The sequence below is a fragment of the Streptomyces gardneri genome, assembly GCF_006539185.1.
Lineage (GTDB): Bacteria > Actinomycetota > Actinomycetes > Streptomycetales > Streptomycetaceae > Streptomyces > Streptomyces gardneri.
On record NZ_BJMN01000035.1, the window covers coordinates 51,318 to 75,213 of the forward strand.

23 protein-coding genes are annotated in these 23,896 nt (G+C 73.1%); 6 read left to right on the forward strand and 17 right to left on the reverse strand.

Annotated features, from left to right (window positions below):
* Positions 1-27: 27 nt before the first annotated feature.
* The 4 genes from SGA01_RS26035 to SGA01_RS26050 all read right to left on the reverse strand — a co-directional run bounded on the left by SGA01_RS26035 (position 28) and on the right by SGA01_RS26050 (position 3,661).
* Positions 28-429 (reverse strand): hypothetical protein, encoded by a 402-nt coding sequence (locus SGA01_RS26035; protein ID WP_141298949.1) that lies wholly within the window; start codon positions 427-429, stop codon positions 28-30.
* The gene (locus SGA01_RS26040) at positions 426-1,160 is read right to left on the reverse strand and encodes a 2-phosphosulfolactate phosphatase (RefSeq protein ID WP_141298951.1); all 735 of its coding nucleotides are present in this window, start codon (positions 1,158-1,160) and stop codon (positions 426-428) included. The genes SGA01_RS26035 and SGA01_RS26040 overlap by 4 nt, the downstream gene beginning before the upstream one ends.
* A gap of 10 nt (positions 1,161-1,170) precedes the next feature.
* Positions 1,171-2,808, reverse strand: a complete 1,638-nt coding sequence (locus tag SGA01_RS26045; RefSeq protein ID WP_141298953.1) for an ABC-F family ATP-binding cassette domain-containing protein — start codon at positions 2,806-2,808, stop codon at positions 1,171-1,173.
* Between the two features lie 391 nt (positions 2,809-3,199).
* Positions 3,200-3,661, reverse strand: a complete 462-nt coding sequence (locus SGA01_RS26050) for a hypothetical protein (protein ID WP_141298955.1) — start codon at positions 3,659-3,661, stop codon at positions 3,200-3,202.
* An 82-nt stretch (positions 3,662-3,743) separates the two neighbouring features.
* On the opposite strand from SGA01_RS26050, the gene SGA01_RS26055 reads away from it, so the two are divergent.
* Positions 3,744-4,700, forward strand: a complete 957-nt coding sequence (locus SGA01_RS26055; protein ID WP_141298957.1) for an FAD-dependent oxidoreductase — start codon at positions 3,744-3,746, stop codon at positions 4,698-4,700.
* 84 nt (positions 4,701-4,784) lie between these two features.
* Here the strand turns inward: SGA01_RS26055 and SGA01_RS26060 are convergent, their stop codons facing one another.
* The 3 genes from SGA01_RS26060 to SGA01_RS26070 all read right to left on the reverse strand — a co-directional run bounded on the left by SGA01_RS26060 (position 4,785) and on the right by SGA01_RS26070 (position 8,624).
* A complete protein-coding gene (locus SGA01_RS26060; protein ID WP_141298959.1) occupies positions 4,785-5,087 on the reverse strand; it encodes a hypothetical protein in 303 nt (100 codons plus the stop codon).
* A 118-nt stretch (positions 5,088-5,205) separates the two neighbouring features.
* On the reverse strand, positions 5,206-6,576 hold the full coding sequence (locus tag SGA01_RS26065) for a M14 family metallopeptidase (RefSeq protein WP_141299052.1): 1,371 nt from the start codon (positions 6,574-6,576) through the stop codon (positions 5,206-5,208).
* A 5-nt stretch (positions 6,577-6,581) separates the two neighbouring features.
* The gene (locus tag SGA01_RS26070) at positions 6,582-8,624 is read right to left on the reverse strand and encodes a Xaa-Pro dipeptidyl-peptidase (protein ID WP_371866158.1); all 2,043 of its coding nucleotides are present in this window, start codon (positions 8,622-8,624) and stop codon (positions 6,582-6,584) included.
* A gap of 213 nt (positions 8,625-8,837) precedes the next feature.
* Between SGA01_RS26070 and SGA01_RS26075 the strand changes: the two genes are divergently transcribed.
* Positions 8,838-10,409 carry a M1 family metallopeptidase gene (locus SGA01_RS26075; protein ID WP_141298960.1) on the forward strand — a complete coding sequence of 524 codons (1,572 nt, stop codon included), beginning with the start codon at positions 8,838-8,840 and terminating at the stop codon, positions 10,407-10,409.
* A 19-nt stretch (positions 10,410-10,428) separates the two neighbouring features.
* On the opposite strand, the gene SGA01_RS26080 is transcribed toward SGA01_RS26075, so the two are convergent.
* Both SGA01_RS26080 and SGA01_RS26085 read right to left on the reverse strand, forming a co-directional pair.
* Positions 10,429-11,313 carry an oxygenase MpaB family protein gene (locus SGA01_RS26080; protein ID WP_141298962.1) on the reverse strand — a complete coding sequence of 295 codons (885 nt, stop codon included), beginning with the start codon at positions 11,311-11,313 and terminating at the stop codon, positions 10,429-10,431.
* Positions 11,314-11,459: 146 nt separating this feature from the next.
* Positions 11,460-11,948 carry a F0F1 ATP synthase subunit B family protein gene (locus SGA01_RS26085; RefSeq protein ID WP_055640469.1) on the reverse strand — a complete coding sequence of 163 codons (489 nt, stop codon included), beginning with the start codon at positions 11,946-11,948 and terminating at the stop codon, positions 11,460-11,462.
* Positions 11,949-12,106: 158 nt separating this feature from the next.
* Between SGA01_RS26085 and sph the strand changes: the two genes are divergently transcribed.
* A complete protein-coding gene (gene sph / locus SGA01_RS26090; protein WP_141298964.1) occupies positions 12,107-13,108 on the forward strand; it encodes a sphingomyelin phosphodiesterase in 1,002 nt (333 codons plus the stop codon).
* Between the two features lie 29 nt (positions 13,109-13,137).
* Here the strand turns inward: sph and SGA01_RS26095 are convergent, their stop codons facing one another.
* On the reverse strand, positions 13,138-13,623 hold the full coding sequence (locus tag SGA01_RS26095; RefSeq protein ID WP_141298966.1) for a hypothetical protein: 486 nt from the start codon (positions 13,621-13,623) through the stop codon (positions 13,138-13,140).
* A 93-nt stretch (positions 13,624-13,716) separates the two neighbouring features.
* Positions 13,717-14,199, reverse strand: coding sequence for a macro domain-containing protein (locus SGA01_RS26100; RefSeq protein ID WP_141298968.1), 483 nt, complete (start codon positions 14,197-14,199; stop codon positions 13,717-13,719).
* A gap of 91 nt (positions 14,200-14,290) precedes the next feature.
* On the opposite strand from SGA01_RS26100, the gene SGA01_RS26105 reads away from it, so the two are divergent.
* Positions 14,291-15,019 carry a MerR family transcriptional regulator gene (locus SGA01_RS26105; protein ID WP_141298970.1) on the forward strand — a complete coding sequence of 243 codons (729 nt, stop codon included), beginning with the start codon at positions 14,291-14,293 and terminating at the stop codon, positions 15,017-15,019.
* Here SGA01_RS26105 and SGA01_RS26110 read toward each other — a convergent pair.
* The 4 genes from SGA01_RS26110 to SGA01_RS26125 are packed head-to-tail and all read right to left on the reverse strand — an operon-like array spanning position 15,006 to position 20,772.
* The gene (locus SGA01_RS26110) at positions 15,006-17,180 is read right to left on the reverse strand and encodes a 3-hydroxyacyl-CoA dehydrogenase NAD-binding domain-containing protein (RefSeq protein WP_141298972.1); all 2,175 of its coding nucleotides are present in this window, start codon (positions 17,178-17,180) and stop codon (positions 15,006-15,008) included. The genes SGA01_RS26105 and SGA01_RS26110 overlap by 14 nt on opposite strands.
* A gap of 38 nt (positions 17,181-17,218) precedes the next feature.
* Positions 17,219-18,433, reverse strand: a complete 1,215-nt coding sequence (locus tag SGA01_RS26115; protein WP_055640474.1) for an acetyl-CoA C-acetyltransferase — start codon at positions 18,431-18,433, stop codon at positions 17,219-17,221.
* A 54-nt stretch (positions 18,434-18,487) separates the two neighbouring features.
* Positions 18,488-19,630 carry an acyl-CoA dehydrogenase family protein gene (locus SGA01_RS26120; protein ID WP_055640475.1) on the reverse strand — a complete coding sequence of 381 codons (1,143 nt, stop codon included), beginning with the start codon at positions 19,628-19,630 and terminating at the stop codon, positions 18,488-18,490.
* Positions 19,627-20,772 carry a CaiB/BaiF CoA transferase family protein gene (locus SGA01_RS26125; protein WP_141298974.1) on the reverse strand — a complete coding sequence of 382 codons (1,146 nt, stop codon included), beginning with the start codon at positions 20,770-20,772 and terminating at the stop codon, positions 19,627-19,629. Before SGA01_RS26125 ends, SGA01_RS26120 begins: the two co-directional genes overlap by 4 nt.
* 181 nt (positions 20,773-20,953) lie before the next feature.
* Here SGA01_RS26125 and SGA01_RS26130 point away from each other — a divergent pair, with 181 nt between their 5' ends.
* Positions 20,954-22,264: a saccharopine dehydrogenase family protein gene (locus SGA01_RS26130; protein WP_141298976.1), complete on the forward strand. Its 1,311-nt coding sequence runs from the start codon at positions 20,954-20,956 to the stop codon at positions 22,262-22,264.
* 30 nt (positions 22,265-22,294) lie between these two features.
* On the opposite strand, the gene SGA01_RS26135 is transcribed toward SGA01_RS26130, so the two are convergent.
* Positions 22,295-22,666, reverse strand: coding sequence for a VOC family protein (locus SGA01_RS26135; RefSeq protein ID WP_141298978.1), 372 nt, complete (start codon positions 22,664-22,666; stop codon positions 22,295-22,297).
* 96 nt (positions 22,667-22,762) lie between these two features.
* Entirely contained in the window at positions 22,763-23,488 is a 726-nt protein-coding gene (locus SGA01_RS26140) for an endonuclease V (protein ID WP_141298980.1), read from the reverse strand.
* A gap of 83 nt (positions 23,489-23,571) precedes the next feature.
* Between SGA01_RS26140 and SGA01_RS26145 the strand changes: the two genes are divergently transcribed.
* A complete protein-coding gene (locus SGA01_RS26145) occupies positions 23,572-23,871 on the forward strand; it encodes a YciI family protein (protein WP_141298982.1) in 300 nt (99 codons plus the stop codon).
* The last annotated feature ends 25 nt before the right edge of the window (positions 23,872-23,896 follow it).

Genomic DNA, 23,896 nt, shown 5'->3' on the forward strand with positions numbered 1-23,896 from the left:
CTCGTCGTACGTCACACCTGTTCGGGGCTACGGCACGAAGCGCAGCGCCCACTCGGCGCGGTTGGCGACGGAGAGGTCGTCGTCCTCCGTCAGGGGCCGCAGGACAGCGGCGGCCGAGTTCGGGTCCGCCTGGACCAGGTCGACGATCTCGGCGGCCAGACCGTCCTGGTCGTCGCCCAGGTCGACCGCGGAGGCGCGGATCAGGGCCGGAAGGGCGTCCGGGCCGCCGATGGCCGCGAGGACTCCCCCGAGGAGCTCGCGGGCGTAGGCGTTCCGGTCGGTGAGGGCGCGGTCCAGCTCCGCCTGGAGGCGGGGCAGGAGGCCGGCGTCACCCGAGGCGGCGATCTCGTCGGCGAGGTCGATCGTCTCGTCGACGTCCGCGTCGAGATCGTCCAGCATCTCGGTCAGCCGGGTCAGTAGGTCGGTCATGGTGCTGATGCCTCCTGGAATGCACCGTCCACGAGGACGGGGACGGTCGTCGAGCTATCGGTCTCGGCGGCCACGGCCACGTCCTGCGGAAAGCCGTACTCGTACAGTTCACGACCCGAGTCGCAGCCGTGCAAGGCGGCGACCGGGTCCTCCGTCGCCGTCCACAGCGTGGCCGCCGCGCTCGCCTCGGGGGTCGGGGTGCCCGTACCCGCGAGGGCGGAGAGCACCGCTCCCGCGCCGAGCAGGTCTTCGAGCGCGGGGCGCAGCGAGCCGTCGGGCCACCGCTCGCCGGAGGCGATGACGGCGAGCGGGCGGTCCGCGGAGCCGTACCCCCGGTCGGCGAGCCAGCGGGCGACGGCCGTGCGGTTCCGCAGGGAGGCGGCGACGACGGTGGCGCCGTACCCCTCGGCCTCCGCCGCGATCGTGGAGCCGTTCGGGGAGGGCAGGACCAGACGCGGCGGCATCGGCGCGGCGCGCAGGGCGGCCGGGGAGAGCGTCCACGGGTGGTCCGGGGTCGCCTCGCCGCGGCCGACGGCCAGGGTGGCGCCCACGCGGTCCGCGTACGCGGCGGCCGTGGCGTCCCGCCAGCGGTAGGGGTGGACGGCCGCGCCGGCCTCGACGGCGACGCCGACGGAGGTGGTGAAGGAGAGGACGTCGACCACGACGACGCAGGCGGCCGCCTGGGCGAGGGCCCGTGCCTCGACGGGCCCCCAGCCGAAGGAGATCGTCATGCGGTCGCCATCAGAGCTCGGTCACCTTGCCGTCGGCGACCTCGATGCGGCGGGTGGTGCGGACGGCGTCGAGCATGCGCCGGTCGTGGGTGACCAGGAGCAGAGTGCCGGTGTACGTGTCGAGGGCGGACTCCAGCTGCTCGATGGCCGGCAGGTCCAGGTGGTTGGTCGGCTCGTCGAGCACGAGCAGGTTCACTCCCCGGCCCTGGAGCAGCGCGAGCGCGGCACGGGTCCGCTCGCCCGGGGAGAGCGTGGTCGCGGGCCGCAGGACGTGCTCCGCCTTCAGGCCGAACTTGGCGAGCAGGGTGCGGACCTCGGCCGGCTCGGTGTCGGGCACGGCCGCGCAGAACGCCTCCAGGAGCTTCTCGGTGCCGTGGAAGAGCTTGCGGGCCTGGTCGACCTCGCCGACGACGACGCCCGAGCCGACGACCGTGTCGCCGGAGTCCAGCGGGAGGCGGCCGAGCAGGGCGGCGAGCAGCGTCGACTTCCCGGCGCCGTTGGCTCCGGTGACGGCGACCCGGTCGGCCCAGTCGATCTGGAGCGTGACGGGACCGAAGGCGAAGTCGCCGCGGCGGACCTCGGCCTCGCGCAGGGTCGCCACGACCGAGCCGGAGCGCGGGGCGGCGGCGATCTCCATGCGCAGCTCCCACTCCTTGCGGGGCTCCTCGACGACGTCGAGGCGTTCGATCATGCGCTGGGTCTGCCGGGCCTTGGAGGCCTGCTTCTCGCTGGCCTCGCTGCGGGCGTTGCGGCCGAGCTTGTCGCCGTCGGTGGCCTTGCGGCGGGCGTTCTTGACGCCCTGGGTCATCCAGGACCGCTGCATGTGGCCGCGCGCTTCGAGGGCGGCCTTCTTGCCCGCGTACTCCTCGAAGTCCTCGCGGGCGTGCCGCCGGGCCGTGTCGCGCTCGTCGAGGTACGCGTCGTAACCGCCGCCGTACAGGGTGATCTGCTGCTGGGCGAGGTCGAGTTCGAGGACCTTGGTGACGGTGCGGGTGAGGAACTCGCGGTCGTGGCTGATGACGACCGTCCCGGCGCGCAGCCCCTTCACGAAGGCCTCCAGGCGCTCCAGACCGTCGAGGTCCAGGTCGTTGGTGGGCTCGTCGAGGAGGAAGACGTCGTAGCGGGAGAGGAGGAGCGAGGCGAGGCCGGCGCGGGCGGCCTGGCCGCCGGAGAGCGAGGTCATCGGCTGGTCGAGGCCGACGGTGAGGCCGAGGGAGTCGGCGACCTCCTCGGCGCGCTCGTCGAGGTCGGCGCCGCCGAGGTTCAGCCAGCGCTCCAGCGTCGTGGCGTACGCGTCGTCGGCGCCGGGCGTGCCGTCGACGAGGCCCTGGGTGGCCTCGTCCATGGCGGTCTGGGCGGCGAGGACGCCGGTGCGCCGGGCGAGGAACTCGCGCACGGTCTCCCCGGCGCGCCGCTCGGGCTCCTGCGGGAGGTGGCCGACGCTCGCGGTGGGCGGGGAGAGCCGCAGCTCGCCCTCCTCCGGGGTGTCGAGCCCGGCGAGCAGCCGGAGCAGCGTCGACTTCCCGGCGCCGTTGACGCCGACGAGGCCGATGACGTCACCGGGGGCGACGACGAGGTCGAGCCCGGCGAAGAGGGTGCGTTCGCCGTGGCCGGCGGCGAGGTCCTTGGCGACGAGGGTTGCAGTCATGAGGGTACGAATCCTAGGCGACCGTGCGGGCCCGGGTCCGCCGGGCCGAAGGTACGCGGCTCGGGCGGGCCCGGGCGAGCTGGGGCGGGCCCGGGCCGGGCGACGCACCTCCGGCCGCGCGGCCTCGGGCCGGACGGGCTCGGGCCGGACGGGCTCCAGCCGGACTGGCTCCAGCCGGGCAGGGATCCACTCAGCCGAGCCCAGGCCGGACAGGCTCCGTCCGGACGGCGCTGCCGTCAGGCAGCCTCGGGGGGGGCGGGCTCCGCTCAGCTGGGCTCCGTCCGGACGGCGCTCCGGTCAGGCGGCCTCGGGCCGGACCGGCTCCGGCCGGGCGGGCGGGCTCGCGTCTGACGGGCTCCGGCCGGGTGGGCTCCCGTCTCGCGGGCCGTGGTCAGGCCGCGGCGAGTCGTGTGTCGCCGTGGGGTTCCGTCGTCGTCCCGTCGAGGAGGCGGAGCAGCACCGACCGGTAGGTGTCGCCGCGGAAGCGGTACGGGCCGATGCCCGGGTAGCCGTCGCGGGTCAGGTCTACGGGGTCGGCGAGGTCGCCGGTCTGCCAGACGAAGTCGCGCCAGACGACGTCCTCGCCGTCGTGCTCGACGACGGCGGTGACGGCGCCGCAGCCCGGGTCCTCGCAGTCGGGGCAGGAGTGGACGATCCGGCGGCCGGTGGCGTGGAGCAGCGTGCGGACGGTGTCGGCACGGAGCACCGGCGGGAGGTCCGAGGCCAGGGGCGAGACGGCGTCGACACCGTCGACGTCGTCGAGCCGGTGGAGCAGAGGCCTGCCGTCGACCACGAGATCGGGGGTGTCGCGGTGAGGGCCGGTGAGGTCGAGGTTCGTGTACGCGGACGGCATGCCTGAAGTATTTCGCCGCCCCCGGTCCCGATCCATGGCTGTGCGGTCCCGGAAATGTCCCGGTCCCGGTACGGTCCCCGCCATGGACAGCGACGTGATCGTGGTGGGCGGCGGGGTCGTCGGGCTGACGACGGCGGTGACCCTGGCGGAGCGCGGACTGCGCGTACGGGTCTGGTCGCGGGAGGAGGTGACGGCGACGACCTCGGCCGTGGCGGGTGCCCTGTGGTGGCCGTACCGGATAGAGCCTGCGGCGCAGGCCGGGGCCTGGGCGCTCGCCTCGCTCCGGGTGTACGGGGAGCTGGCCGCCGATCCGGAGCGGACGGGGGTGCGGTGGGTGGCCGGGGTCCACGCGGACACCGTCCTGGACACGTTGGGCCCGTGGGCGAAGGAGGTCCCTGGCCTGCGGCAGCTGGCCCCGGAGGAGGTGCCGGGGCCGTACGGCACGGGTCTCGCGGCGCGGCTTCCGCTCATCGACATGCCGGTCCATCTCAGCTGGCTGCGTGGCCGGTTCGAGGCCGCGGGCGGGGTCTTCGAGCGGCGTACGGTCACGGGGTTCGCGGAGGCGGCGGCCCGGGCGCGGGTGGTCGTCGACTGCACGGGGCTCGGCGCGCGGGAGCTCGTACCGGACGCCGGGCTGCTGCCGGTGCGGGGGCAGTTGGTGCTGGTGGAGAACCCGGGCGTCGAGGAGTGGTTCACGGCGGCGGACGAGGGGGCGGGCGAGACGACGTACTTCTTCCCGCAGCCGGGGCGGCTGGTGCTCGGCGGGACGGCCGAGGAGGGGTCGGAGCGGCTCGACGCCGACCCCGTGACGGCGGCGGCGATCATCGCGCGGTGTGCGCGGGTGCGGCCGGAGATCGCGGGGGCGCGGGTCCTCGGCCACCGGGTCGGCCTGCGGCCGGCGCGGGCGGGCGGTGTCCGGATCGAGGCGGTGCCGCTGCCGGGCGGCGGGCGGCTGGTGCACCACTACGGGCACGGGGGCGCGGGGGTCACGGTCGCCTGGGGCTGCGCGGAGCGGGCCGCCGAACTGGTGGGTGGCTGACGGCGCCAGGGGGTGTCCGGCGGCCGGGAACGGCCGCGGGGCGGGTGCGGTTCCTCTCGGACCGCACCCGCCCCGCGCGAGCCGCTACTTCCAGAGCGGCGGGCGGTTGTTGTTCTCCGCGTCGTGGCACTGCTGCGCGCGGCGCTCCAGGGCGTCGGCGCGGGCGGCGGCCTTGCGGGCCTCCGCCATGGCGCCGAGGCCGCGGAGCTGGGCGGCGCGGGTGCGCTCCTTGTGGGCGTCCGACCGCAGCTTGTCGATGTTGCAGGTGATCCTGGCCGCGGCCGCGGGCTCGGCGGCCGCGGTCTGGCCGAGCAGCACGCCCCCGGCGAGCAGCGTCGTGGTGAGCACGGCCGTCAGGGTGCGGCGCAGGGGCAGTGTGTGGCGCATGGTGGTTCTCCAACTTCCCGGCAAGGGACACCGGTTTGAGGCATGGTCAATACCGACCAGTAACTTTACCGGTGCGAAAGTCGGTTTCACGCCAATGCGCACTCCTGGTGCCGGACCGTCAACATTCCTTCACAGGACTCCCACTGACGAGGTGATAGGTCGCGCGCCCGTCGAGGAGGAGCGGGACGAGGGCGCGCTGCGACTGGCGCATCGGCACGAACACCCCGGCACCGTCCGGCCGGACGAGGACCCCGTGCAGGGCGAGTTCGTCGCCCGCCTCGGCGTACTGCTCGGCGTCCAGGCGGTAGCCGCAGGGCGGGTCCGCGAGGATCTCCCCGGGCTCCGGCGGGTCGTTGTCGGCGCCGCCGAGGAAGATCGGGCCCCGGTCGGCGAAGCCCCGGAGCCGGGCGGCTGCCGTGACCGCCGTGAGCGGTCCGCGCCGCTCGTCGACGTAGGCGAACATCCCTTCCAGTGCGACTCGTTGGGTGGCCACCCGGCGCCGGTGGTTACGCGCCGGGTCGTCCTTCTCGACCTCGTCGAGAGCGTCCACGCGGGTCTCGACGAGCAGGCCCGCCGCGTGCTTGATGCCCGCGGTGTTGCGCAGGATCCGCTCCTGGCCGTCGCCCGCGACCTGCTTGAGCGGCTTGCCGGTGAGGGGGTCGGTCCAGATGCCGTAGATGCCGGTGCTGTAGCCGGCGAGCCCGGCGGCGGGCCGTACGTAGGACTCCGACAGCGTCCGGGACTCGTCGTGGACGTGCGGGTCGGCGTCGAGGCTGCGGGGCCAGAGGGCGAGCAGGTCCTTGTCGTAGTAGCGGGGGGTGGCCCCGTACTCGTGGAGGTCGTAGACGAGTTCGGGGCGCCGGTCGCGGATGACGGCGGCGACGGCCCGGGCCTCGGCCGTACGCAGGGCGAGGTGGTCGCGGTTGACGTCGATGCCGTCGCCGTTGCCCCGGGTGTCGGCCTCCCGTCCGTCCGGGTTGGCGGTGGGGACGACGAGGAGGGTGGTCCGGGCGAGGAAGCGCGAGGTCTCCGCGTCCCGGGCGGTGGAGAGGTCGCGCAGCGTGCTCAGGCAGGCCTCGCGGCCCGCCGGCTCGTCGCCGTGCTGGCTGCAGACGAGGAGCACGGTGGTGCGGCCGCTGCCGAGAGTGGCGAGCCGCAGCGGCCGGCCCTGCGAGGTGGTGCCGATCGTGCGCAGCGACACCCGGTCGCTCCCCCGGTCGACGGCCGCGAGGAAGTCCCGCTCCTCGGCCTCCGTGGTCCACCGGACCCCGAGGCTGGTCTCGAATCCGGTGCGTGGCAGGGGGCGCGGGGGCGCGCTGTCCGCCGCCTTGGCGGGGACGGTGACGAGGGGCAGGGTGAGGACGGCGGCACCCGCCGCGAGGGCGAGCACCCGCCGCGAACTCCGGTGCGCGGTACGGAGCCTCGTCGGCGTCGTCGGGCTCGTCGATTCCGAACGGCTCGTCCGGTCCGTCGGGTTCGTCGGCCTCATGGGGCTCATCGGGCGGCTCCTGACGCGGGGAGGCGCGGTCCGCCGACGGCGGCCGGGGGTACGGGACCGGCCAAGGACGGCCGGGCGGTGGGCGCGGGCAGGGCGGGGGCCGGTCCCGTCGTCGCCCGGGCGAACGCAGCCAGGCCGCCGACCAGGGGCAGCTTCGCCGACGTACGGCCGAGGTCGAGCGTCAGTGTCGGCGTGGTCGACGGCGGGTCGATCAGGTCCCGGTCGGTGCCGCCGACGATCAGGGCGAGACGGTGGCCCGCCGGGACGACGTGGTCGGCGGAGGCGAGGTCCAGGGTGAGGGTGTACGCCCTGCCGGGGGTCAGCGGCCGCTCCTCGCGGGGGTCGGCCCAGGTGCCGAGGTCGGCCCAGCCGCGGCTGACGACCGTGTACCCGACGTCCGCCGTGTTGGCCCGGGTCTCCTTGAAGCAGGCGCTGTCGCCGGGGGTGCTCGCGCCCCAGCAGCTGCGGTCGGCCAGCGTCGTGATGCCCTCCCCCGCCGCTCCGTAGTCGCGGATCGTGTCGGGGCCGAGGTCGACGAGGACGGCGGACAGGTGCGCGGTGGCGGTCGTCGGGGTCGCCGTGACCGTCACCTTCGAGGAGCCGGAGATCCGCAGATCGCGGGAGAGCGGCCGGGTGACGAACCCGGCCTTCTCGGGGGTCGGGGAGTCGACGCGGGCGGCCCAGTCCAGTTCGCCGAGAGCGGGGTCGTCGGTGAAGGTCGCGGTGGAGCCGGGGGCTGCGGGCGTCCGGCCGAGGGTGCCGACGCCGGGCTCGGCGCCCGCGGCGGGGCGCAGGGTGGTGGCGGCGGTGCCGCGCGGCGGCCACTGCCGGTCCGTGGTCCAGCGGTCCGGGGCGCGCTCGATGTCGGCGACCGGCTCACGGTCGATGCCGTTGTCGTATCCGAGCAGGTAGTGGTCGAACCAGCGGTGCAGGGTGCGGACCCAGTCGGCGCGCCGGAAGTCGAAGGGGTCGACATGGCCCGTCTGGGAGAGCCAGATCTTCCGCTCGACGCCTTGCGCGGCGAGCGCGTCCCACCACTGCCCGAACTGCTTGGCGCGGACGTTCAGGTCCTGCTGTCCGTGCACGACGAAGACGCTCGCCTTCACCTTCGAGGCGTCCCGCACGTGGTCCCGCTCGCTCCAGGCGGGGGTCCAGTCGCCGCTGTACGGGGTGGCCGCGGCGATCCGCTCCTGGACGGCCCCGCAACGGGTGCGCGCGTCGGGGCTGCTCACATAGTCGGAGAGCCAGCTCGGGTTGGCGTTGTAGAGCGGGGCGCCCTGGGAGTGGAAGTAGTCGTACCAGGACGAGATGGCACCGATCGGAACGATCGTTTTCAGCCCTTCCACGCCGGTGGCGGCCACGCCGTTGGCGACGGTGCCGTCCCAGCTCTTGCCGATCATGCCGACGTTGCCGGTGCTCCAGCCGGTGGCCCCGGCCCTGGTCGTGCCGGTGCGGGTGGTGTAGCCGCGGGCTCGGCCGTTCAGCCAGTCGACGACGGCTTTGGCGGACCGGACGTCGGAGCGCCCGCCGACGTCGTCGCAGCCGTCGGAGCGGTTGGTGCCGGCGAGGTCGACGCCGACGAAGGCGTAGCCGCGCGGGACGAAGTAGTTGTCGTAGAAGAGCGGGAACTGCACGGGGTTCCCGTCGGCGTCGTACGTCTTCTTCTGGCTCTCGTTGCCCCGCCCGCAGCAGGCGTAGTACGGGCTGGCGTCCATGATGACCGGGATCCTCCGGCCCGCGGCGGCGGGCTCCCGGGGCCGGATGATGTCGACGGCGACCCGGTCGGTACGACCGTCCCCGTCGCCGTCGAGGCCGGTGTCGACCCAGACGGACTCACGGATGGCGTCGGCGTAGGAGTGGACGGGCCGTGACTCGCGCGGCGACCCCGCCGAGGAGGCGGTGGGCGCGGTGGGCGCTGAGGGCTCCGGGCTCGCGCCCGCCGGGGTGACCAGGGTCGCGAGCAAGGCGGCCGTGGCCGCGGCCACGAGGGTTCCGTACGGCAGGCGGGCTCCGCGGGTTCTCCGCTTTCGCATCGGCATGCGCCGGAACGTACCCCGGTCAACTCCCGCGCAAAAGAGTGCCGAAGGGATTCAGGGCGATGAGGGTGACCGACGGTTCGTGTCGGCCGAATGGCGATCGTGTGACAGCGGGTCCTCTGGACGTGACGGTGCGTCGGAGGGCTGAATAGGGTCCGAGCTAAGGACCGACGACCACCCGCGCGTCTTACGTTTCTTATGACTTGGGGAGCACCCTTGCACCGCAGAATCATCGTTCCGAGCGCCCTCGCGGCCTCCCTGCTGCTGGCGATCCCGGCATCGGCGGCCGACTTCACCCCCGGGGCCCCGGGCATCGGCGACTCCTACTACCCCGCCAGCGGCAACGGCGGCTACGACGTCTCCCATTACGACCTGCGGCTGAAGTACCAGCCGGAGACCGACCTGCTCGAGGGCACGGCGACGATCGTCGCCACGACGAAGCAGAACCTGTCCCGCTTCAACCTGGACCTCGGCCTGAAGGTCAGCGAGGTCCGGGTGAACGGGCGCCTCGCGAAGTTCGCCACTTCGGGCGACCACGAGCTGGAGGTCACCCCGGCCGTCCCGCTGGAGAAGAACAAGGCGATCTCGGTCGTCGTCCGCTACGCGGGCAAGCCCTCCGAGTTCAAGGTCGACGGCTGGTCGGCCTGGGCCCGCACCCCGGACGGCGGCGTCGCCGCGCAGGAGCCGGACTCGGCCGTCTGGTGGTTCCCGTCCAACGACCACCCGCTGGACAAGGCCACCTTCGACGTCTCCGTCTCGGTGCCGGACGGCACGCAGGCCATCAGCAACGGTGTGCTCCAGTCGCAGTCCTCGCGGCTCGGCTGGACGCGCTTCAACTGGCGCTCGAACAAGCCGCAGGCGACGTACCTGGCCACGCTCGCCGTCGGCAAGTTCGACATCACGACGGACAAGACGGCCAACGGACTGCCCGTCCTCAACGCGTACAGCAAGGACCTCGGCGACAACGCGGGCGCGGCGCGCGCCTCGATCGAGCGGACGACCGAGGTCGCGGAGTGGCTGGAGGGGGTCTTCGGGCCGTACCCCTTCAACTCCCTCGGCGGGTACGTGCCGAACGTGACGAGCGGCTTCGCCCTGGAGACGCAGACCCGGCCGTTCTACAGCCCGCGGCAGTTCGCCAACGGAGCGAACGTGTCGGTCGTCGTCCATGAGCTGGCGCACCAGTGGTACGGCGACAGCGTGTCCGTCCGGGACTGGAAGGACATCTGGGTCAACGAGGGCTTCGCCCGCTACAGCCAGTGGCTGTGGTCGGAGAAGGAGGGCGAGGGCACGGCCCAGGAGCTGGCGGACTACGTGTACGCCACGCGGACGGCCGAGGACCCGTTCTGGACGGTCAAGCCGGGCGACCCGGGCGCGGAGAACCAGTTCCACATCGCCGTCTACGACCGGGGCGCGCTGGCCCTCCAGGCCCTGCGCAACGAGATCGGCGACGAGGACTTCTTCGCGATCCTGAAGGGCTGGCCGCAGGAGTTCGCCTACGGCAACGCGCGCGTCGGCGACTTCGTGCGGTACGCGGAGCGGGTCTCCGGCAAGCCGCTGGCCGGGCTCTTCGACACCTGGCTCTACCAGCCGTCTAAGCCGGCCGCGTCGACGGCGGCCGCGGCCGGCCCGTCCGCCCCCAAGGCGGCCGCTCCGGCCTCCGGTCCCGCCGCGCGGTCGGCGGCCCGGTCGGCGGCTCCCAAGCCCGTGCAGCCGAAGTCGTGGAAGAAGATCGCGGCGACGAACACGGTGCACGACCACGACGAGCACGTGGGCCACGGCAAGCACTGAGCCGGGCCGGGGCCGTCCGTCAGCGCTTCGCGCGGCGGGCGGCCTCGCGTGCCGTCCGGGCCAGGGGCAGGTAGCGCAGCCGCTCGGGCAGGACGGGGACGACGGCCCGGACGACCCGGGCGAACCGGCGCAGCGTGCGCTCCTGCGCGTCCGTCCACTCCAGGCCGATGGCCTCGCGGGCGTCCGGCGGCATCAGGCCCACGGTGAGGAAGGCCCGCAGCCGCAGGAACGGGCGGCGCAGGGCGGGCCAGACGAGCCGGAGGGCCGGCCGGAGGGGCAGGGGGCCACGGTCCGGGGCGGGCACCGGCAGGTCGGGGTCGAGCAGCTCCCGGACGACGACGGTCGCCTCCAGCTCGTCGGCGAGGACCTTCCGGTAGTACGGCCAGAACTCGTCGATCGTCTGCGGCATGTCCCGGTCGTGGATGCCGAGGACGCGGCCGACCTGGAGCCACTCGGCGTACAGCTGCCGTTCCTGGGCGTCGGTGAGGGGGCGGGCGAGGAGGCCGAGGCCGTACCGGTAGACGGGGAAGCCCGTCGCGTGCACCCAGGAGTAGTAGGCCGGGGTGAGCGCGTGGTACGCGCGGCCGTGGGCGTCGGTGCCCTGGATGTCGCGGTGCAGCCGCCGGAGGCGGCGGCCCTCCTCGGCGGCGTCCTCGCCTCCGTACACCCACAGCTGGACCGAGCGCAGGGAGCGCTCGCCGCGGCCCCAGGGGTCGGTGCGGAAGACGGAGTGCTCGTCGACGCCGGCGCCGATCGCGGGGTGGGCGACCTGCATGGTGAGGGCGGCGGGCAGCATCAGGAGCGCCCGGATGTCGCCGGCGACGCTCCACAGCACGCCGCCGACGGGCGGGGGTGCGGGATCGCCGGCCGGGGTCCGGGCGGCGGGCTGCTGCGGGTGGCTCATTGCGGTCGCTCTCCTCACGCGTCCGGCCGTGCGCGACCGGTCTCACACATCCAGACTGCACCCACCCGTCCCATGACGAAGGGGCCGCCGCCCGGGCAGGCGTTCTGCTGCCCGGGTGGCGGCCCCTTCGCGAGGACCGGGGTGGGTCAGGAGCGGTCGGCCCCGACCGGCTCGCCGACGATGCGGGCCGCGAGGGCGTGGGCCCAGGCGTCGACGTCCGCGGTCAGCTCGCGCTCGGCGGCGGCGCGCTCGGTGGCGATCTTCGCGGCACCGGCGGAGATGATGGCGTCGCGCTCGGCGCTGCCCTCGGCGCGGGCGGCGGCGATGGCTGCCGAGCCCTCCTCGATGGCGGCGGAGCGGATGCGCGCGGCCTCGTGGCGGGCCTCGGCGAGCTCCGCCTCGTACTGCTCGCGGATCTGCGTGGCCTCGGAGCGCAGGTCGTCGGCGCGCTCGGTGCCGCCGTCGATGGCGTCCTCACGCTCGTCGAGCGTGCGGCGGATCTTGGGCAGGATCCCCTTCGCCAGGATGAGGAAGGTGAGCGCAAACAACACCACGCCGAGGATGAGCTCGGCCCAGACGGGGTTGAGGGGACCAAGGTCCATTTCGAAGACGGTGGGGTTACTCGCGAGGGTCATGCGCGCATTCTACCTGGATCAAACAAGGACAATTCAGACAGTGGGAGGAGAGTTGGCGCGGTTGTGCGAGTTCGGCAAGATTCCCGGCACCCAAAGGCTACCGGAAGGTAACCACGACTGATTGTATGTGCGGCGCCAGGCCAACCCCCCACCTTCATATGGGAGTTCCCGTGTCCTTCGCCGTGCTCCGCCGCGCCCCCGGCGCCGCCCTCTCGCTGGCGCTCGCCGCCGCCACCCTCGCGGCGACCGCCCCGGCCGCCGGCGCCGCCTCCGCCGCGACCGCCGAGACCCCGCGCCTGAAGGTGCTCTCGTACAACACCTTCCTCTTCTCCAAGACGCTGTACCCGAACTGGGGCCAGGACCACCGGGCCAAGGCGATCCCCGCCGCCCCCTTCTTCCAGGGGCAGGACGTCGTCGTGATCCAGGAGGCCTTCGACAACTCCTCCTCCGACGCGCTCAAGGCGAACGCCGCCGCGCAGTACCCGCACCAGACGCCGGTCATGGGCCGCTCCAAGACGGGCTGGGACGCCACCGGCGGGGCCTACTCGGCCACCACTCCCGAGGACGGCGGCGTGACGATCCTCAGCAAGTGGCCGATCGTCCGCAAGGAGCAGTACGTCTACAAGGACGCCTGCGGCGCCGACTGGTACTCGAACAAGGGCTTCGTCTACACCGTCCTGGACGTGAACGGCAGCCGGGTCCACGTCGTCGGCACCCACGCCCAGTCCACCGACCCGGGCTGCTCGGCGGGCGAGGCGGCGCAGATGCGCAGCCGCCAGTTCAAGGCGATGGACGCCTTCCTCGACGCCAAGAACATCCCGGCGAACGAGCAGGTCATCGTCGCGGGTGACATGAACGTCGACTCGCGCACCCCCGAGTACGGCACGATGCTCGCCGACGCGGGCCTGGTGGGGGCCGACGCCCGCACCGGCCACACGTACTCCTTCGACACCGACCTGAACTCGATCGCCTCCGAGCGCTACCCGGACGACCCGCGCGAGGACCTCGACTACGTCCTCCACCGGGCCGGCAACGCCCGCCCCGCCGGCTGGACCAACCACGTGGTCCTGGAGCAGAGCGCCCCGTGGACGGTCTCCAGCTGGGGCACGCGCTACACGTACACCAACCTCTCCGACCACTACCCGGTCACCGCCTTCTGACCGACCGGACCTGAGGGGCGCCTGCCCGGCTAGTACCCGGCTCGCCCGAAGAGGCTGTACAGCCAGGCGCCGAGGACCGCGGCGACGCAGAGCAGGACGAACCAGGAGCCGGGGCTCGTGTGCCGCGATCTACGCGGCCGCCGCCCCGGCTTCGCCTGCTTGCCGGGCCTGCCCGCCTTCTCCTTGGGCCGTCCCGCGCGGGACGGCCCCGGGGCCGCGTCGGCGCCGGCGGCGACGTCGGCGAGCAGCCGCCGGCAGATCGTCGCCAGCTCCGCCGTCCCGGACGTCAGATCGACCACGATCTCGCTCCGGGCGGGCGCGGTGGTCCCCCCGTCGAGTATCCGCCCGGCGCGCAGCAGCGCCCGGTCCTTGCCCCCGGTCGGGGCGAGACTGATCCAGCGGCGCACGTGCTCGCCCCGGATGACCACCCCGCCACCCCGCTCCCGGTACACGGTATGCTCCCGCCACAGGACGCGGGCCAACTCATCGGCCGTCTCCCTGAGTTGCACGTACATCCGACTCCCCTGCTCCTGTTCCCCCGATACGAACAGCCGCCGACTCTAACCCGCGCCGCCCGCCGCGCCTGTCGTGCCCCGTCCCCGCGCCCCTTACGCGTCGAAGTCGTACACGGTGACCGGTATCCCCCGGTCCACCAGCCTGCGGACGACGAGCGGCCCGACCTCGTCCCAGGTGCCGCCCGCCAGCCCGCAGCCGATCCGCGGCATGTGGACGGAGGCGCCCAGCTCGGCCGCCTTGTCGCCGAGCAGCGCGAGCGCGGCGTCGATCGCCCCGTACCGCACGGGCACGGCCTGGTTGCGCACGGTCCGTATGTCGTGCTGGCCCACGAGGTTGGCCACCCACAGGTCGGGTTCGACCCGGACGAACTGTGCGGCGCCCAGTCCGAAGTCGTTCCCCGCCCGGTCACGGTGCCACTGCCGGAAGGCCTTCTCCGGCTCCGGCCAGCGGCGCGTGAGCGCGACGACGAAGCCCCTGCCCCAATGCCCGGCGTCGTTGCAGACGTGGGCGATGATCCTCACGCCCTCGCCGTGCGGCGCGGTCGCGTCACCTTCGACGTATGTGATCCCGTTCATGTCGATCACGCTACGGACAGCCACTGACAGTGGCGACGGCCTTTTACCCCGTGGTCTTTTACACAGCTGGTGAGACAGCAATACTGTCCAAGTGAGCGACGAGGAGCACGAGCCGAGGTATACGGTCGACGAGCTGGCCGCGCGGGCCGGGGTGACGGTGCGGACCGTGCGGTTCTACGGGACGCGGGGGCTGTTGCCGCCGCCCGTCATCGGGGCCCGGAGGGTCGGGCACTACGGGCCCGGGCATCTGTCGCGGCTCGCGCTCATCGAGGAGTTGCAGCGGCAGGGCATGACGCTGGCCGCGATCGAGCGGTACCTGGAGCAGCTGCCGGCCGACCTCAGCGAGCAGGACCTGGCCATCCACCGGGCGCTCGTGGCCTCCTGGGCGCCCGAGTCGGCCGAGGAGATCACGCTGCGCGAGCTGGAGCGGCGGGCCGGGCGGGGGCTCACCGGGCAGGACGTCGACCGGCTGGCCGCCATGGGGGTGCTGGACCGGACCGCCGACGCCGACACCTTCCGGCTCGACGGCACGCTGCTGCGGCTCGGGGTCGAGCTGCTCGACGTGCCGATCGAGCACGAGACGATCCTCGCCTCCCGCACCGTCCTCGTGGAGCACGCCCGCGCCGCCGCCCAGGAGCTCTCCCGGCTCTTCCGGGACGAGGTGTGGAACCCGTACCGGGAGAGCGCCGAGGACCCGGACCACCTGAACGCCATGCGGTCGCTCTCGGCCCATATGCAGCCGATGGTGGTCCAGGCCCTGGTCACGGCCTTCCAGCGCTCGCTCCGCGAGGAGCTGCGCGCCGCGTTCAGGAGTCGGTGAAGACCTCGCCGCGCTCGGCCTTATCGACGAGGAGGGCCGGCGGGGTGAAGCGCTCGCCGTACGTCTCCGCCAGCTCGCGCGCGCGGGCCGTGAAGCCGGCGACACCGCCCTCGTAGCCGTTGACGTACTGGAGCACGCCGCCGGTCCAGGCCGGGAAGCCGATGCCCATGATGGAGCCGATGTTGGCGTCGGCGATCGAGGTCAGGACGCCCTCCTCCAGGAGCCGGACGGTGTCCAGCGCCTCGGAGAACAGCATCCGCTCCTGCATGTCGCGGAAGGGAATCTCGTACCCCGGCTTGGTGAAGTGCTCGCGCAGGCCCGGCCACAGCTTCCCGCGCTTGCCGTCCTCCGCGTAGTCGTAGAAGCCCGCCCCGCCGCTGCGGCCCTGGCGGCCGAACTCGTCGACCATGCGGTCGATCACGGCCTCGCCCGGGTGGGTGGCCCACTCCCCGCCGGCCTCCTCGATCGCGCGCCGGGTCTCGTTGCGGATCTTGCGGGGCAGGGTCAGCGTCAGCTCGTCCATGAGGGAGAGGACCTTCGCCGGGTAGCCGGCCTGGGCGGCGGCCTGCTCGATCGAGGCGGGCTCGATGCCCTCGCCGACCATGGCGACGCCTTCGTTGATGAAGTGGCCGATGACGCGGGAGGTGAAGAAGCCGCGCGAGTCGTTGACGACGATCGGCGTCTTGTTGATCTGCCGGACCAGGTCGAAGGCGCGGGCGAGGGCCTCGTCGCCGGTGCGCTCGCCCTTGATGATCTCGACGAGCGGCATCTTGTCGACGGGCGAGAAGAAGTGCAGGCCGATGAAGTCGGACTGGCGCTCGACGCCCTCGGCGAGGACGGAGATGGGCAGGGTCGAGGTGTTGGAGCAGAGCAGGGCGTCGGGGGCGACGACGTGCTGGATCTCCTGGAAGACCTTGTGCTTGAGGGACGTGTCCTCGAAGACCGCCTCGATCACGGCGTCGCAGCCGGCCAGGGCCTGGACGTCGGAGGTCGCGGTGATGCGGGCGAGGAGGGCGTCGGCCTTCTCCTGGGTGGTGCGGCCCCGGGCGACGGCCTTGGCGCAGAGCTTCTCGGAGTACGCCTTGCCCTTCGCCGCCGACTCGGCGGAGAGGTCCTTGAGGACGACCTCGATGCCGGCGCGGGCGCAGGAGTACGCGATGCCGGCGCCCATCATGCCGGCGCCGAGGACGGCGACCTTCCGGACCTGCCGCTTCTCGACGTCCTTCGGGCGGCTCGCGCCCGAGTTCACGGCCTGGAGGTCGAAGAAGAACGCCTGGATCATGTTCTTCGCGGTCTGCCCGATGACCAGCTCGGTGAAGTAGCGGCTCTCGATGGTGCTCGCGGTCTCGAAGTCGACCTGGGAGCCCTCGACTGCGGCGGCCATGATGGCGCGGGGCGCCGGGTAGGGCGCGCCGTTCAGCTGCTTGCGCAGGTTGGCGGGGAAGGCCGGCAGGTTGGCGGCGAACTTCGGGTTCGACGGGGTGCCGCCGGGGATCCGGTGGCCGGGGACGTCCCAGGGCTGGCGGGACTCGGGGTGCGTGTCGATGAAGGCGATGGCCTTGGCCATCATCTCCTCGGGGGTGGCGGCCACCTCGTGGACGAGGCCGTTGTCGAGGGCGCGCTTCGGGGTGTACTGGGTGCCCTGGAGGAGCACCTTGAGCAGGGCGTCGGTGATGCCCATGAGGCGTACGGTACGGGCGACGCCGCCACCGCCCGGCAGCAGGCCGAGGGTGACCTCGGGCAGGCCGATCTTGGAGCCGGGGGCGTCGAGGGCGACGCGGTGGTGGGAGGCGAGCGCGATCTCGTAGCCGCCGCCGAGGGCCGCGCCGTTGATCGCGGCGACGACGGGCTTGCCGAGGGTCTCGATGCGGCGCAGGGCGTTCTTGATCCCGAGGGCGGATTCGAAGATGTCCTGGGCGTGCTCGGGGCCGGCCTTGACCATGTCCTTGAGGTCGCCGCCGGCGAAGAAGGTCTTCTTCGCGGAGGTGTAGATGATGCCCCGGATGGAGTCCTGCTCGGCCTCCACGCGGTCGGCGATCGCGATGATCGAGGCCCGGAAGGCCTGGTTCATGGTGTTGGCGGACTGGTTCGGGTCGTCGAGGACGAGGGTGACGATCCCGGTCGCGTCCTGCTCCCAGCGGATGGTGGTGCTCTCGCTCATGTCTCTGCTTCTCTGTGAGAGGGGTTCGGACGGGACCGTCAGACGCGCTCGACGATGGTGGCGATGCCCATGCCGCCGCCCACGCAGAGGGTGGCCAGGCCGTAGCGCTTGTCCTGGCGCTCCAGCTCGTCGACGAGGGTGCCGAGGATCATCGCGCCGGTGGCGCCGAGCGGGTGGCCGAGGGCGATGGCGCCGCCGTTGACGTTGACCTTGTCCAGGGAGAGGCCCATGTCCTTGACGAAGCGGAGGACGACGGCCGCGAAGGCCTCGTTGATCTCGACCAGGTCGATGTCGTCGATGGTGAGGCCGGCCTTGGCGAGCGCCTTGCGGGTGGCCGGGGCGGGGCCGGTGAGCATGATGGTCGGCTCGGAGCCGGAGACGGCGGCCGCGACGATCCGGGCGCGCGGGGTCAGTCCGTACCGCTCGCCGACCTCCTTCGAGCCGATGGCGACGAGGGAGGCGCCGTCGACGATGCCGGAGGAGTTGCCGGCGTGGTGGACGTGGTCGATCTCCTCGACCCAGTGGTACTTCTGCAGGGCGACGGCGTCGAAGCCGCCCAGCTCGCCGATGTCGGCGAAGGAGGGCTTGAGGCGGGCGAGGGAGTCGGCGGTGGTGCCGGGGCGCAGGAACTCGTCGTGGTCGAGGACGGTGAGTCCGGCGCGGTCCTTCACGGGGACGATCGAGCGGGCGAAGCGGCCGTCCTTGACGGCGGCGGCGGCGCGCTCCTGGGACAGGGCGGCGTACTCGTCGACGTCGCGGCGGCTGAAGCCCTCGATGGTGGCGATGAGGTCGGCGCCGATGCCCTGCGGGACGAAGTTGGTCTCCAGGTTGGTCATCGGGTCGGCGAACCAGGCGCCGCCGTCGGAGGCCATCGGCACCCGCGACATGGACTCGACGCCACCGGCGAGGACGAGGTCCTCCCAGCCGGAGCGGACCTTCATCGCGGCCATGTTGACCGCTTCGAGGCCGGAGGCACAGAAGCGGTTCTCCTGGACGCCGGCGACGGTGTCGGGGAGCCCGGCGGCGATGCCGGCGATCCGGGCGATGTCGGAGCCCTGGTCGCCGACCGGGCCGACGACGCCGAGGACGATGTCGTCGATGGCGGCCGGGTCGAGTCCGGGCTGACGGGCCTGGATCTCCCTGATGAGGCCGACGACCAGGTCGATCGGCTTGGTGCCGTGCAGGGAGCCGTTGGCCTTGCCGCGTCCGCGCGGGGTGCGGATCGCGTCGTACACGTACGCTTCGGTGCTCACGTAAAGCCTTTCGCGATGAGGGTGGTGTTCGTGGGGCGGGCGGGCTGCGGGAGGTCAGCCGAGGAGTGACCGGCCGATGATCTCCTTCATGATCTCGGTGGTGCCGCCGTAGATGGTCTGGATCCGGCCGTCGGTGTAGGCGCGGGCGACCGGGAATTCGCTCATGTAGCCGTACCCGCCGTGCAGTTGCAGACAGCGGTCGGCGACGCGCTTCTGGAGCTCGGTCGCCCACCACTTGGCCATGGAGGCGTGGACGGCGTCCAGTGCGCCGCTCGCGTGCTCCTCGATGCAGCGGTCGACGAAGGTCCGGGTGACGGCGCACTCGGTGGCCATCTCGGCGATCTCGAAGCGGACGTGCTGGAGCTTGGCGAGCGGCCGGCCGAAGGCCTCGCGCTCCTTGACGTACCGGCTGGTGATCTCCAGGAGGTGCTCGGCCCCGGCGATGCCCGCGACGGCGATGGCCAGGCGCTCCTGGGCGAGGTTGGTCATCAGGTGGACGAAGGCGCCGTTGAGCTCGCCGAGGAGGTTCTCCTTCGGGACGCGGACGTCGGTGAAGAAGAGTTCGGCGGTGTCCTGGGACTTCTGGCCGATCTTGTCGAGGTTCCGGCCGCGCTCGAAGCCCTCGGCGCCGCGCTCGACGACGAGGAGGGAGAGGCCGTGCGCGCCGCCCTCCGGGGTGGTCCGGGCGACGACGATCACGAGGTCGGCCAGGATGCCGTTGGAGATGAAGGTCTTGGAGCCGTTGAGGATCCAGTGGTCGCCGTGGTCCTCGGCAGTGGTGCGGATGCCCTGGAGGTCGGAGCCCGCGCCGGGTTCGGTCATGGCGATGGCGGTGACGGTCTCGCCGGAGCAGAAGCCGGGCAGCCAGCGCCGCTTCTGTTCGTCGGTGGCGAGCGAGGTGAGGTACGGGCCGATGATGTCGTTGTGCAGGCCGATGGCGAGTCCGGGGGCGCCGGCGCGGGTGAACTCCTCGGCGAGGACGGCTCCGTAGCGGAAGTCGGGGTTGCCCCCGCCGCCGTACTCCTCGTCGACGGCGAGCCCGAGCAGCCCCTGCCGTCCGGCCGCGAGCCAGACCTCGCGGGAGACGATCCCGTCCTTCTCCCACTGGGCGTAGTGCGGCAGCACCTCCTTCTCCAGGAAGGTGCGCACGGTCGCGCGGAAGGCCTCGTGGTCGGCGGTGTACAGCTGGCGCTTCATGCTTCGGGCTCCTGGCTCTTCAGGGCGGGCACGGCCCAGTCGCGGGCGACGGCGGCGGTGTCGGCACCGGGCAGGGCGGGGCCTGTGCGGAGGGTGCCGGGGGTGACGGAGAAGCGGGGTGCGGGGGCGGGCTGGGTGAGGCCGGCGTGCTCGGTGAAGGTGGAGCGGGCCGCGAGGTGCGGGTGGGCGGGCGCCTCACGGAGGGAGAGGACCGGGGCGACGCAGGCGTCGGTGCCCTCGAAGACGGACGTCCACTCCTCGCGCGTACGGCTCCGGAAGCGGTCGGCGACGGCCGCGCGCAGTTCGGGCCAGCGGGCGAGGTCTCCCCGCAGGACGTCGGCGTCCTCGATGCCGAGGAGGCGGCCGAACTCCGCGTAGAACTGTCCTTCCAGGGCGCCGACCGCCATGTGGCCGCCGTCGGAGGTCTCGTAGACGCCGTAGAAGGGGCAGCCGCCGTCGAGGAGGTTGACTCCCCTGCGGTCCTGCCAGCCGCCGGCCGCGAGCATGCCGTGGATCATGGTGGTGAGGTGGGCGGTGCCGTCGACGATGGCGGCGTCGACGACCTGGCCCTCGCCGTGCGTCCGCGCGTGCTGGAGGGCGGCGAGGACGCCGATGACGAGGTAGAGGGAGCCGCCCGCGTAGTCGCCGACGAGGTTGGCGGGGACGGTGGGCGGGCCGTCCGGGTCGGGTCCGATCATGCCGAGGGCGCCGGTGATCGCGATGTACCCGATGTCGTGCCCCGCGGTCGTGGCGAGCGGCCCGTCCTGGCCCCAGCCGGTCATCCGGCCGTAGACGAGCCGGGGGTTGCGCGCGAGGCAGGGCTCGGGGCCGACGCCGAGGCGTTCGGCGACGCCGGGGCGGTAGCCCTCGACGAGGATGTCGGCGCGCGCGACGAGGTCGAGCACGGTGGCGGGCCCGTCCTCGGCCTTGAGGTCGACGAGGACGGAGCGTTTGTTGCGGTTGGTGAGGTCGCGGGCCGGGTCGATGCCGAGGCCGGCGCCGCCGGGGCGGTCGACGCGTACGACGTCCGCTCCGAGGTCGGCCAGGAGCATGGCGGCGAAGGGGCCGGGGCCGATGCCGGCCAGTTCGACCACGCGCACCCCGGCGAGCGGGCCGTTCCGGGCGGTGTGGGTCGTGCTCATCGAGCCCCCAGGAGTGTGTGACACCAATGATGTAACACCGGAGATGCTAGGAACGTGTTCCACTCGGCACAAGCCCCCCGGCCGAGCAAGCGCTTGGAAATCACGTCGGTGCGGAGTTCCGCTATTCTCCGCCGACGACAACCGCGCGCGGCGGCGCGGTACGGCCGAAATGAGGGGCTGGATGGAGACAGGGGCGGGCGCGGGACACGGGGCCGGAGCCGGACCGGGAGGCGCGGCGGACGGAGCGGGAGGCGCGGCGGACGGAGCGGGCGCGGAGCGTGGCTCGGCGGCGTGGGGCGGCTCGGCAGCCGGAGACGGTGCCCGGCGGACGTACGACGTGGTGCTCTTCGGAGCGACCGGGTTCGTCGGCGGGCTCACCGCCGAGTACCTGGCCGAGCACGCCCCCGCGGAGTGCCGCTGGGCGCTCGCGGGGCGGAGCCGCACCGGGCTCACGGCCCTGCGCGAGCGGCTCGCCGCCCGGTGGCCGCACTGCGCGGAGCTGCCGCTGCTCGTCGCCGACGCCGACGATCCGGAGGCGCTGCGCGCGCTCGCCGAGTCCACCCGGGTGGTGGCGACGACCGTGGGCCCCTACGTCTGGTACGGGGAGGGCCTGGTCGCCGCCTGCGCGGAGGCCGGGACGGACTACGTGGACCTCACCGGCGAGGCCGAGTTCGTGGACCTCATGTACGTCCGGCACGACGCGCGCGCCCGTGAGACCGGGGCCCGGATCGTGCACGCCTGCGGCTTCGACTCCGTCCCGCACGACCTGGGCGCGTACTTCACCGTCCAGCAGCTCCCGGCGGACGTACCGCTCCGCGTCGACGGCTTCGTGCGGGTCGGGGCCACCTTCTCCGGTGGCACCTTCGCCTCGGCGCTGACCGCGTTCGGCCGGGGCCCGCAGATCCTGGAGGCCGCCCGCGAACGGCGCCTGTACGCACCGAGGTTGATGGGGCGGCGGGCCCGCGCGCCGCTGGGCAGCCCCCGTTTCAGCCGGGAGACGGGCACCTGGGCCCTGCCGCTGCCGACGCTCGACCCGCAGGTGGTGGCCCGCTCGGCCGCCGCCCTCGACCGGTACGGTCCGGACTTCCGCTACCGCCACTACGCCTCCGTGAAGACGCTCCCGATGGCCCTGGGCGGCACGGCGGCCATCGGCGCGGGCGTGGCCGCGGCCCAACTCCCCCCGGTCCGGCGCTGGCTGATGGACCGTTACCGTCCGGGTCAGGGCCCGTCGGAGGAGCGGCGCGCCCGCAGCTGGTTCTCGGTGCGTTTCGTGGGCGAGGGCGGCGGGCGCCGGGTCTTCACCGAGGTGTCGGGCGGCGACCCGGGGTACGACGAGACGGCCAAGATGCTCGCCGAGTCGGCGCTCTGCCTGGCCTTCGACGCGCTGCCGAAGACGGCGGGCCAGGTGACGACGGCGGTCGCGATGGGCGACGCGCTGATCGAGCGGCTCCGCGCGGCGGGGATCGACTTCCGGGTGGCGCACCGGGGGTGAGGCGCGCGGCGGATCGGGGCGGGCTCGCCCTCAGAACCGCACGAGACGGAAGGGGTGACCGGCCGGGTCTGCATAGACACGCCAGGCCGCGTCATCACTCCCGCCGTCGAGCGGTACGGCCCCGAGCGCGAGGACGGCCTCATGGGCGGCGCCCAGGTCCTCGACCCGCACGTCGAGGTGGAACTGCTGCTCGGGCGCACCCCAGACGGGCGGTCGGTGATCGGCCACGCTCTGGAAGGTCAGGACCGGACCCCGCTCGCCGCGCAACACGGCGGAGCCCTCGCCGACGGCCCATCGGCTTTCCGGTCTCTCCACCTGACCGCCGATCAACTGCCGGTAGAACTCGGCGAGTTCCCGGGCATCGGGGCAGTCGAGTACGAGGCTCCGCAACCGCCCGATCACACGGGGGTCCGGACAGCGAGGATGTACAGGGCACGGGGTGTTGTCATGAACCCCACTATGCCGGGCCGTCCGGGACTCCGGCATCCGTACGCGTACTCAGGGCTTCCTGAGGTGATCGGCGCCCCTGTCTGAGTCCCCGAGCGCCTCCTTCAGGGCGCGGCGGCAGAGCGAGTCGGCGTGGCGGGTGGTTTCGGGGATGCGGTAGCGCGGGGCGAGGTGGAGGGTGTGGGCACAGGCGTTGGCGAGGGAGATCCGGTGGCCGACGGAGACGAAGACCGGCTTCACCCCGGGCTGCGTCCGCAGGGCCCGCCCCACCTCCTCGCCTTCGGCCAGGAGCGGGGCGAAGTCGCCGCGCGCGGAGCCGGGTTGCTCGTACGTGAAGGTGAAGGGGTTCTTGGCGACGCCGATGGACGGCCGCCCGGTGAGCACCCCGAGGTGGCTCGCGAGGCCGAAGCGGCGGGGGTGGGCGAGGCCGTAGCCGTCGCAGACGAGCAGGCCGGGGTCGGCGGTCAGGGCGTCGAGCGCGGCGAGCACGGTCGGGATCTCGCGGAAGGCGAGGAGCCCGGGGACGTAGGGGAAGGAGACGCGGCCGACCGCCGTGGCCTCCTCGACCACGTCGAGGGTGCGGGCGTCGAGAACGACGGCCGCCGCGGCGACGAGGTCGCGCTCGTCGTCGTAGGCCACGTCGAGCCCGGTGACGTGCCCTTCGCCGACGGCCGGCCCCGGCTCGTCGAGCTCGATCCGCCCGCGCAGCTCCCGCTGGACGTCCCGCGCGGTGTCCTCGTCGGCGGGCCAGCCCGCCGGAATACCGATGATCGTCATAGTGCGAGCCACCCTACGGTTCCCCGTTCCGAGGACCGGAACGCCTCGTCGGCGCCCGCCGGGTGCCCGGTAGCCTGGCGATCATGTTCGTACTGGAATTGACCTACACCGCGCCCGTCGAGCGGGTGGACGCGCTGCTCGACGCGCACATCGAGTGGCTCGACGCGCAGTACGCCGCCGGGGTGTTCATCGCCTCGGGGCGGAAGAACCCGCGCGACGGCGGGGTGATCCTGGCTGCCGGGGTCGGCCGCGCGGAGATCGAGGCGATCGCGGCGGCCGACCCGTTCAGCACCGAGGGCGTGTGCGCGTACCGGATCACGGAGTTCTACGCGACCAAGACGGCCGACGAGATCGCCGCGTACCGGGAGCAGCTGCCCTCCTGACCTCGGCGGAGGCGGGCACTGCGGG

Bases quoted from the DNA above. Each gene is read 5' to 3' on its own strand.
- SGA01_RS26070 (WP_371866158.1), bottom strand. From the start codon at position 8,624: ATGCCGATGCGAAAGCGGAGAACCCGCGGAGCCCGCCTGCCGTACGGA.
- SGA01_RS26045 (WP_141298953.1), bottom strand. From the start codon at position 2,808: ATGACTGCAACCCTCGTCGCCAAGGACCTCGCCGCCGGCCACGGCGAA.
- SGA01_RS26065 (WP_141299052.1), bottom strand. From the start codon at position 6,576: ATGAGGCCGACGAACCCGACGGACCGGACGAGCCGTTCGGAATCGACG.
- SGA01_RS26035 (WP_141298949.1), bottom strand. From the start codon at position 429: ATGACCGACCTACTGACCCGGCTGACCGAGATGCTGGACGATCTCGAC.
- SGA01_RS26060 (WP_141298959.1), bottom strand. From the start codon at position 5,087: ATGCGCCACACACTGCCCCTGCGCCGCACCCTGACGGCCGTGCTCACC.
- SGA01_RS26095 (WP_141298966.1), bottom strand. From the start codon at position 13,623: ATGTACGTGCAACTCAGGGAGACGGCCGATGAGTTGGCCCGCGTCCTG.
- SGA01_RS26050 (WP_141298955.1), bottom strand. From the start codon at position 3,661: ATGCCGTCCGCGTACACGAACCTCGACCTCACCGGCCCTCACCGCGAC.
- SGA01_RS26080 (WP_141298962.1), bottom strand. From the start codon at position 11,313: ATGAGCCACCCGCAGCAGCCCGCCGCCCGGACCCCGGCCGGCGATCCC.
- SGA01_RS26125 (WP_141298974.1), bottom strand. From the start codon at position 20,772: ATGAGCACGACCCACACCGCCCGGAACGGCCCGCTCGCCGGGGTGCGC.
- SGA01_RS26140 (WP_141298980.1), bottom strand. From the start codon at position 23,488: ATGACGATCATCGGTATTCCGGCGGGCTGGCCCGCCGACGAGGACACC.
- SGA01_RS26100 (WP_141298968.1), bottom strand. From the start codon at position 14,199: ATGAACGGGATCACATACGTCGAAGGTGACGCGACCGCGCCGCACGGC.
- SGA01_RS26130 (WP_141298976.1), top strand. From the start codon at position 20,954: ATGGAGACAGGGGCGGGCGCGGGACACGGGGCCGGAGCCGGACCGGGA.
- SGA01_RS26120 (WP_055640475.1), bottom strand. From the start codon at position 19,630: ATGAAGCGCCAGCTGTACACCGCCGACCACGAGGCCTTCCGCGCGACC.
- sph (WP_141298964.1), top strand. From the start codon at position 12,107: ATGGGAGTTCCCGTGTCCTTCGCCGTGCTCCGCCGCGCCCCCGGCGCC.
- SGA01_RS26040 (WP_141298951.1), bottom strand. From the start codon at position 1,160: ATGACGATCTCCTTCGGCTGGGGGCCCGTCGAGGCACGGGCCCTCGCC.
- SGA01_RS26110 (WP_141298972.1), bottom strand. From the start codon at position 17,180: ATGAGCGAGAGCACCACCATCCGCTGGGAGCAGGACGCGACCGGGATC.
- SGA01_RS26055 (WP_141298957.1), top strand. From the start codon at position 3,744: ATGGACAGCGACGTGATCGTGGTGGGCGGCGGGGTCGTCGGGCTGACG.
- SGA01_RS26145 (WP_141298982.1), top strand. From the start codon at position 23,572: ATGTTCGTACTGGAATTGACCTACACCGCGCCCGTCGAGCGGGTGGAC.
- SGA01_RS26085 (WP_055640469.1), bottom strand. From the start codon at position 11,948: ATGACCCTCGCGAGTAACCCCACCGTCTTCGAAATGGACCTTGGTCCC.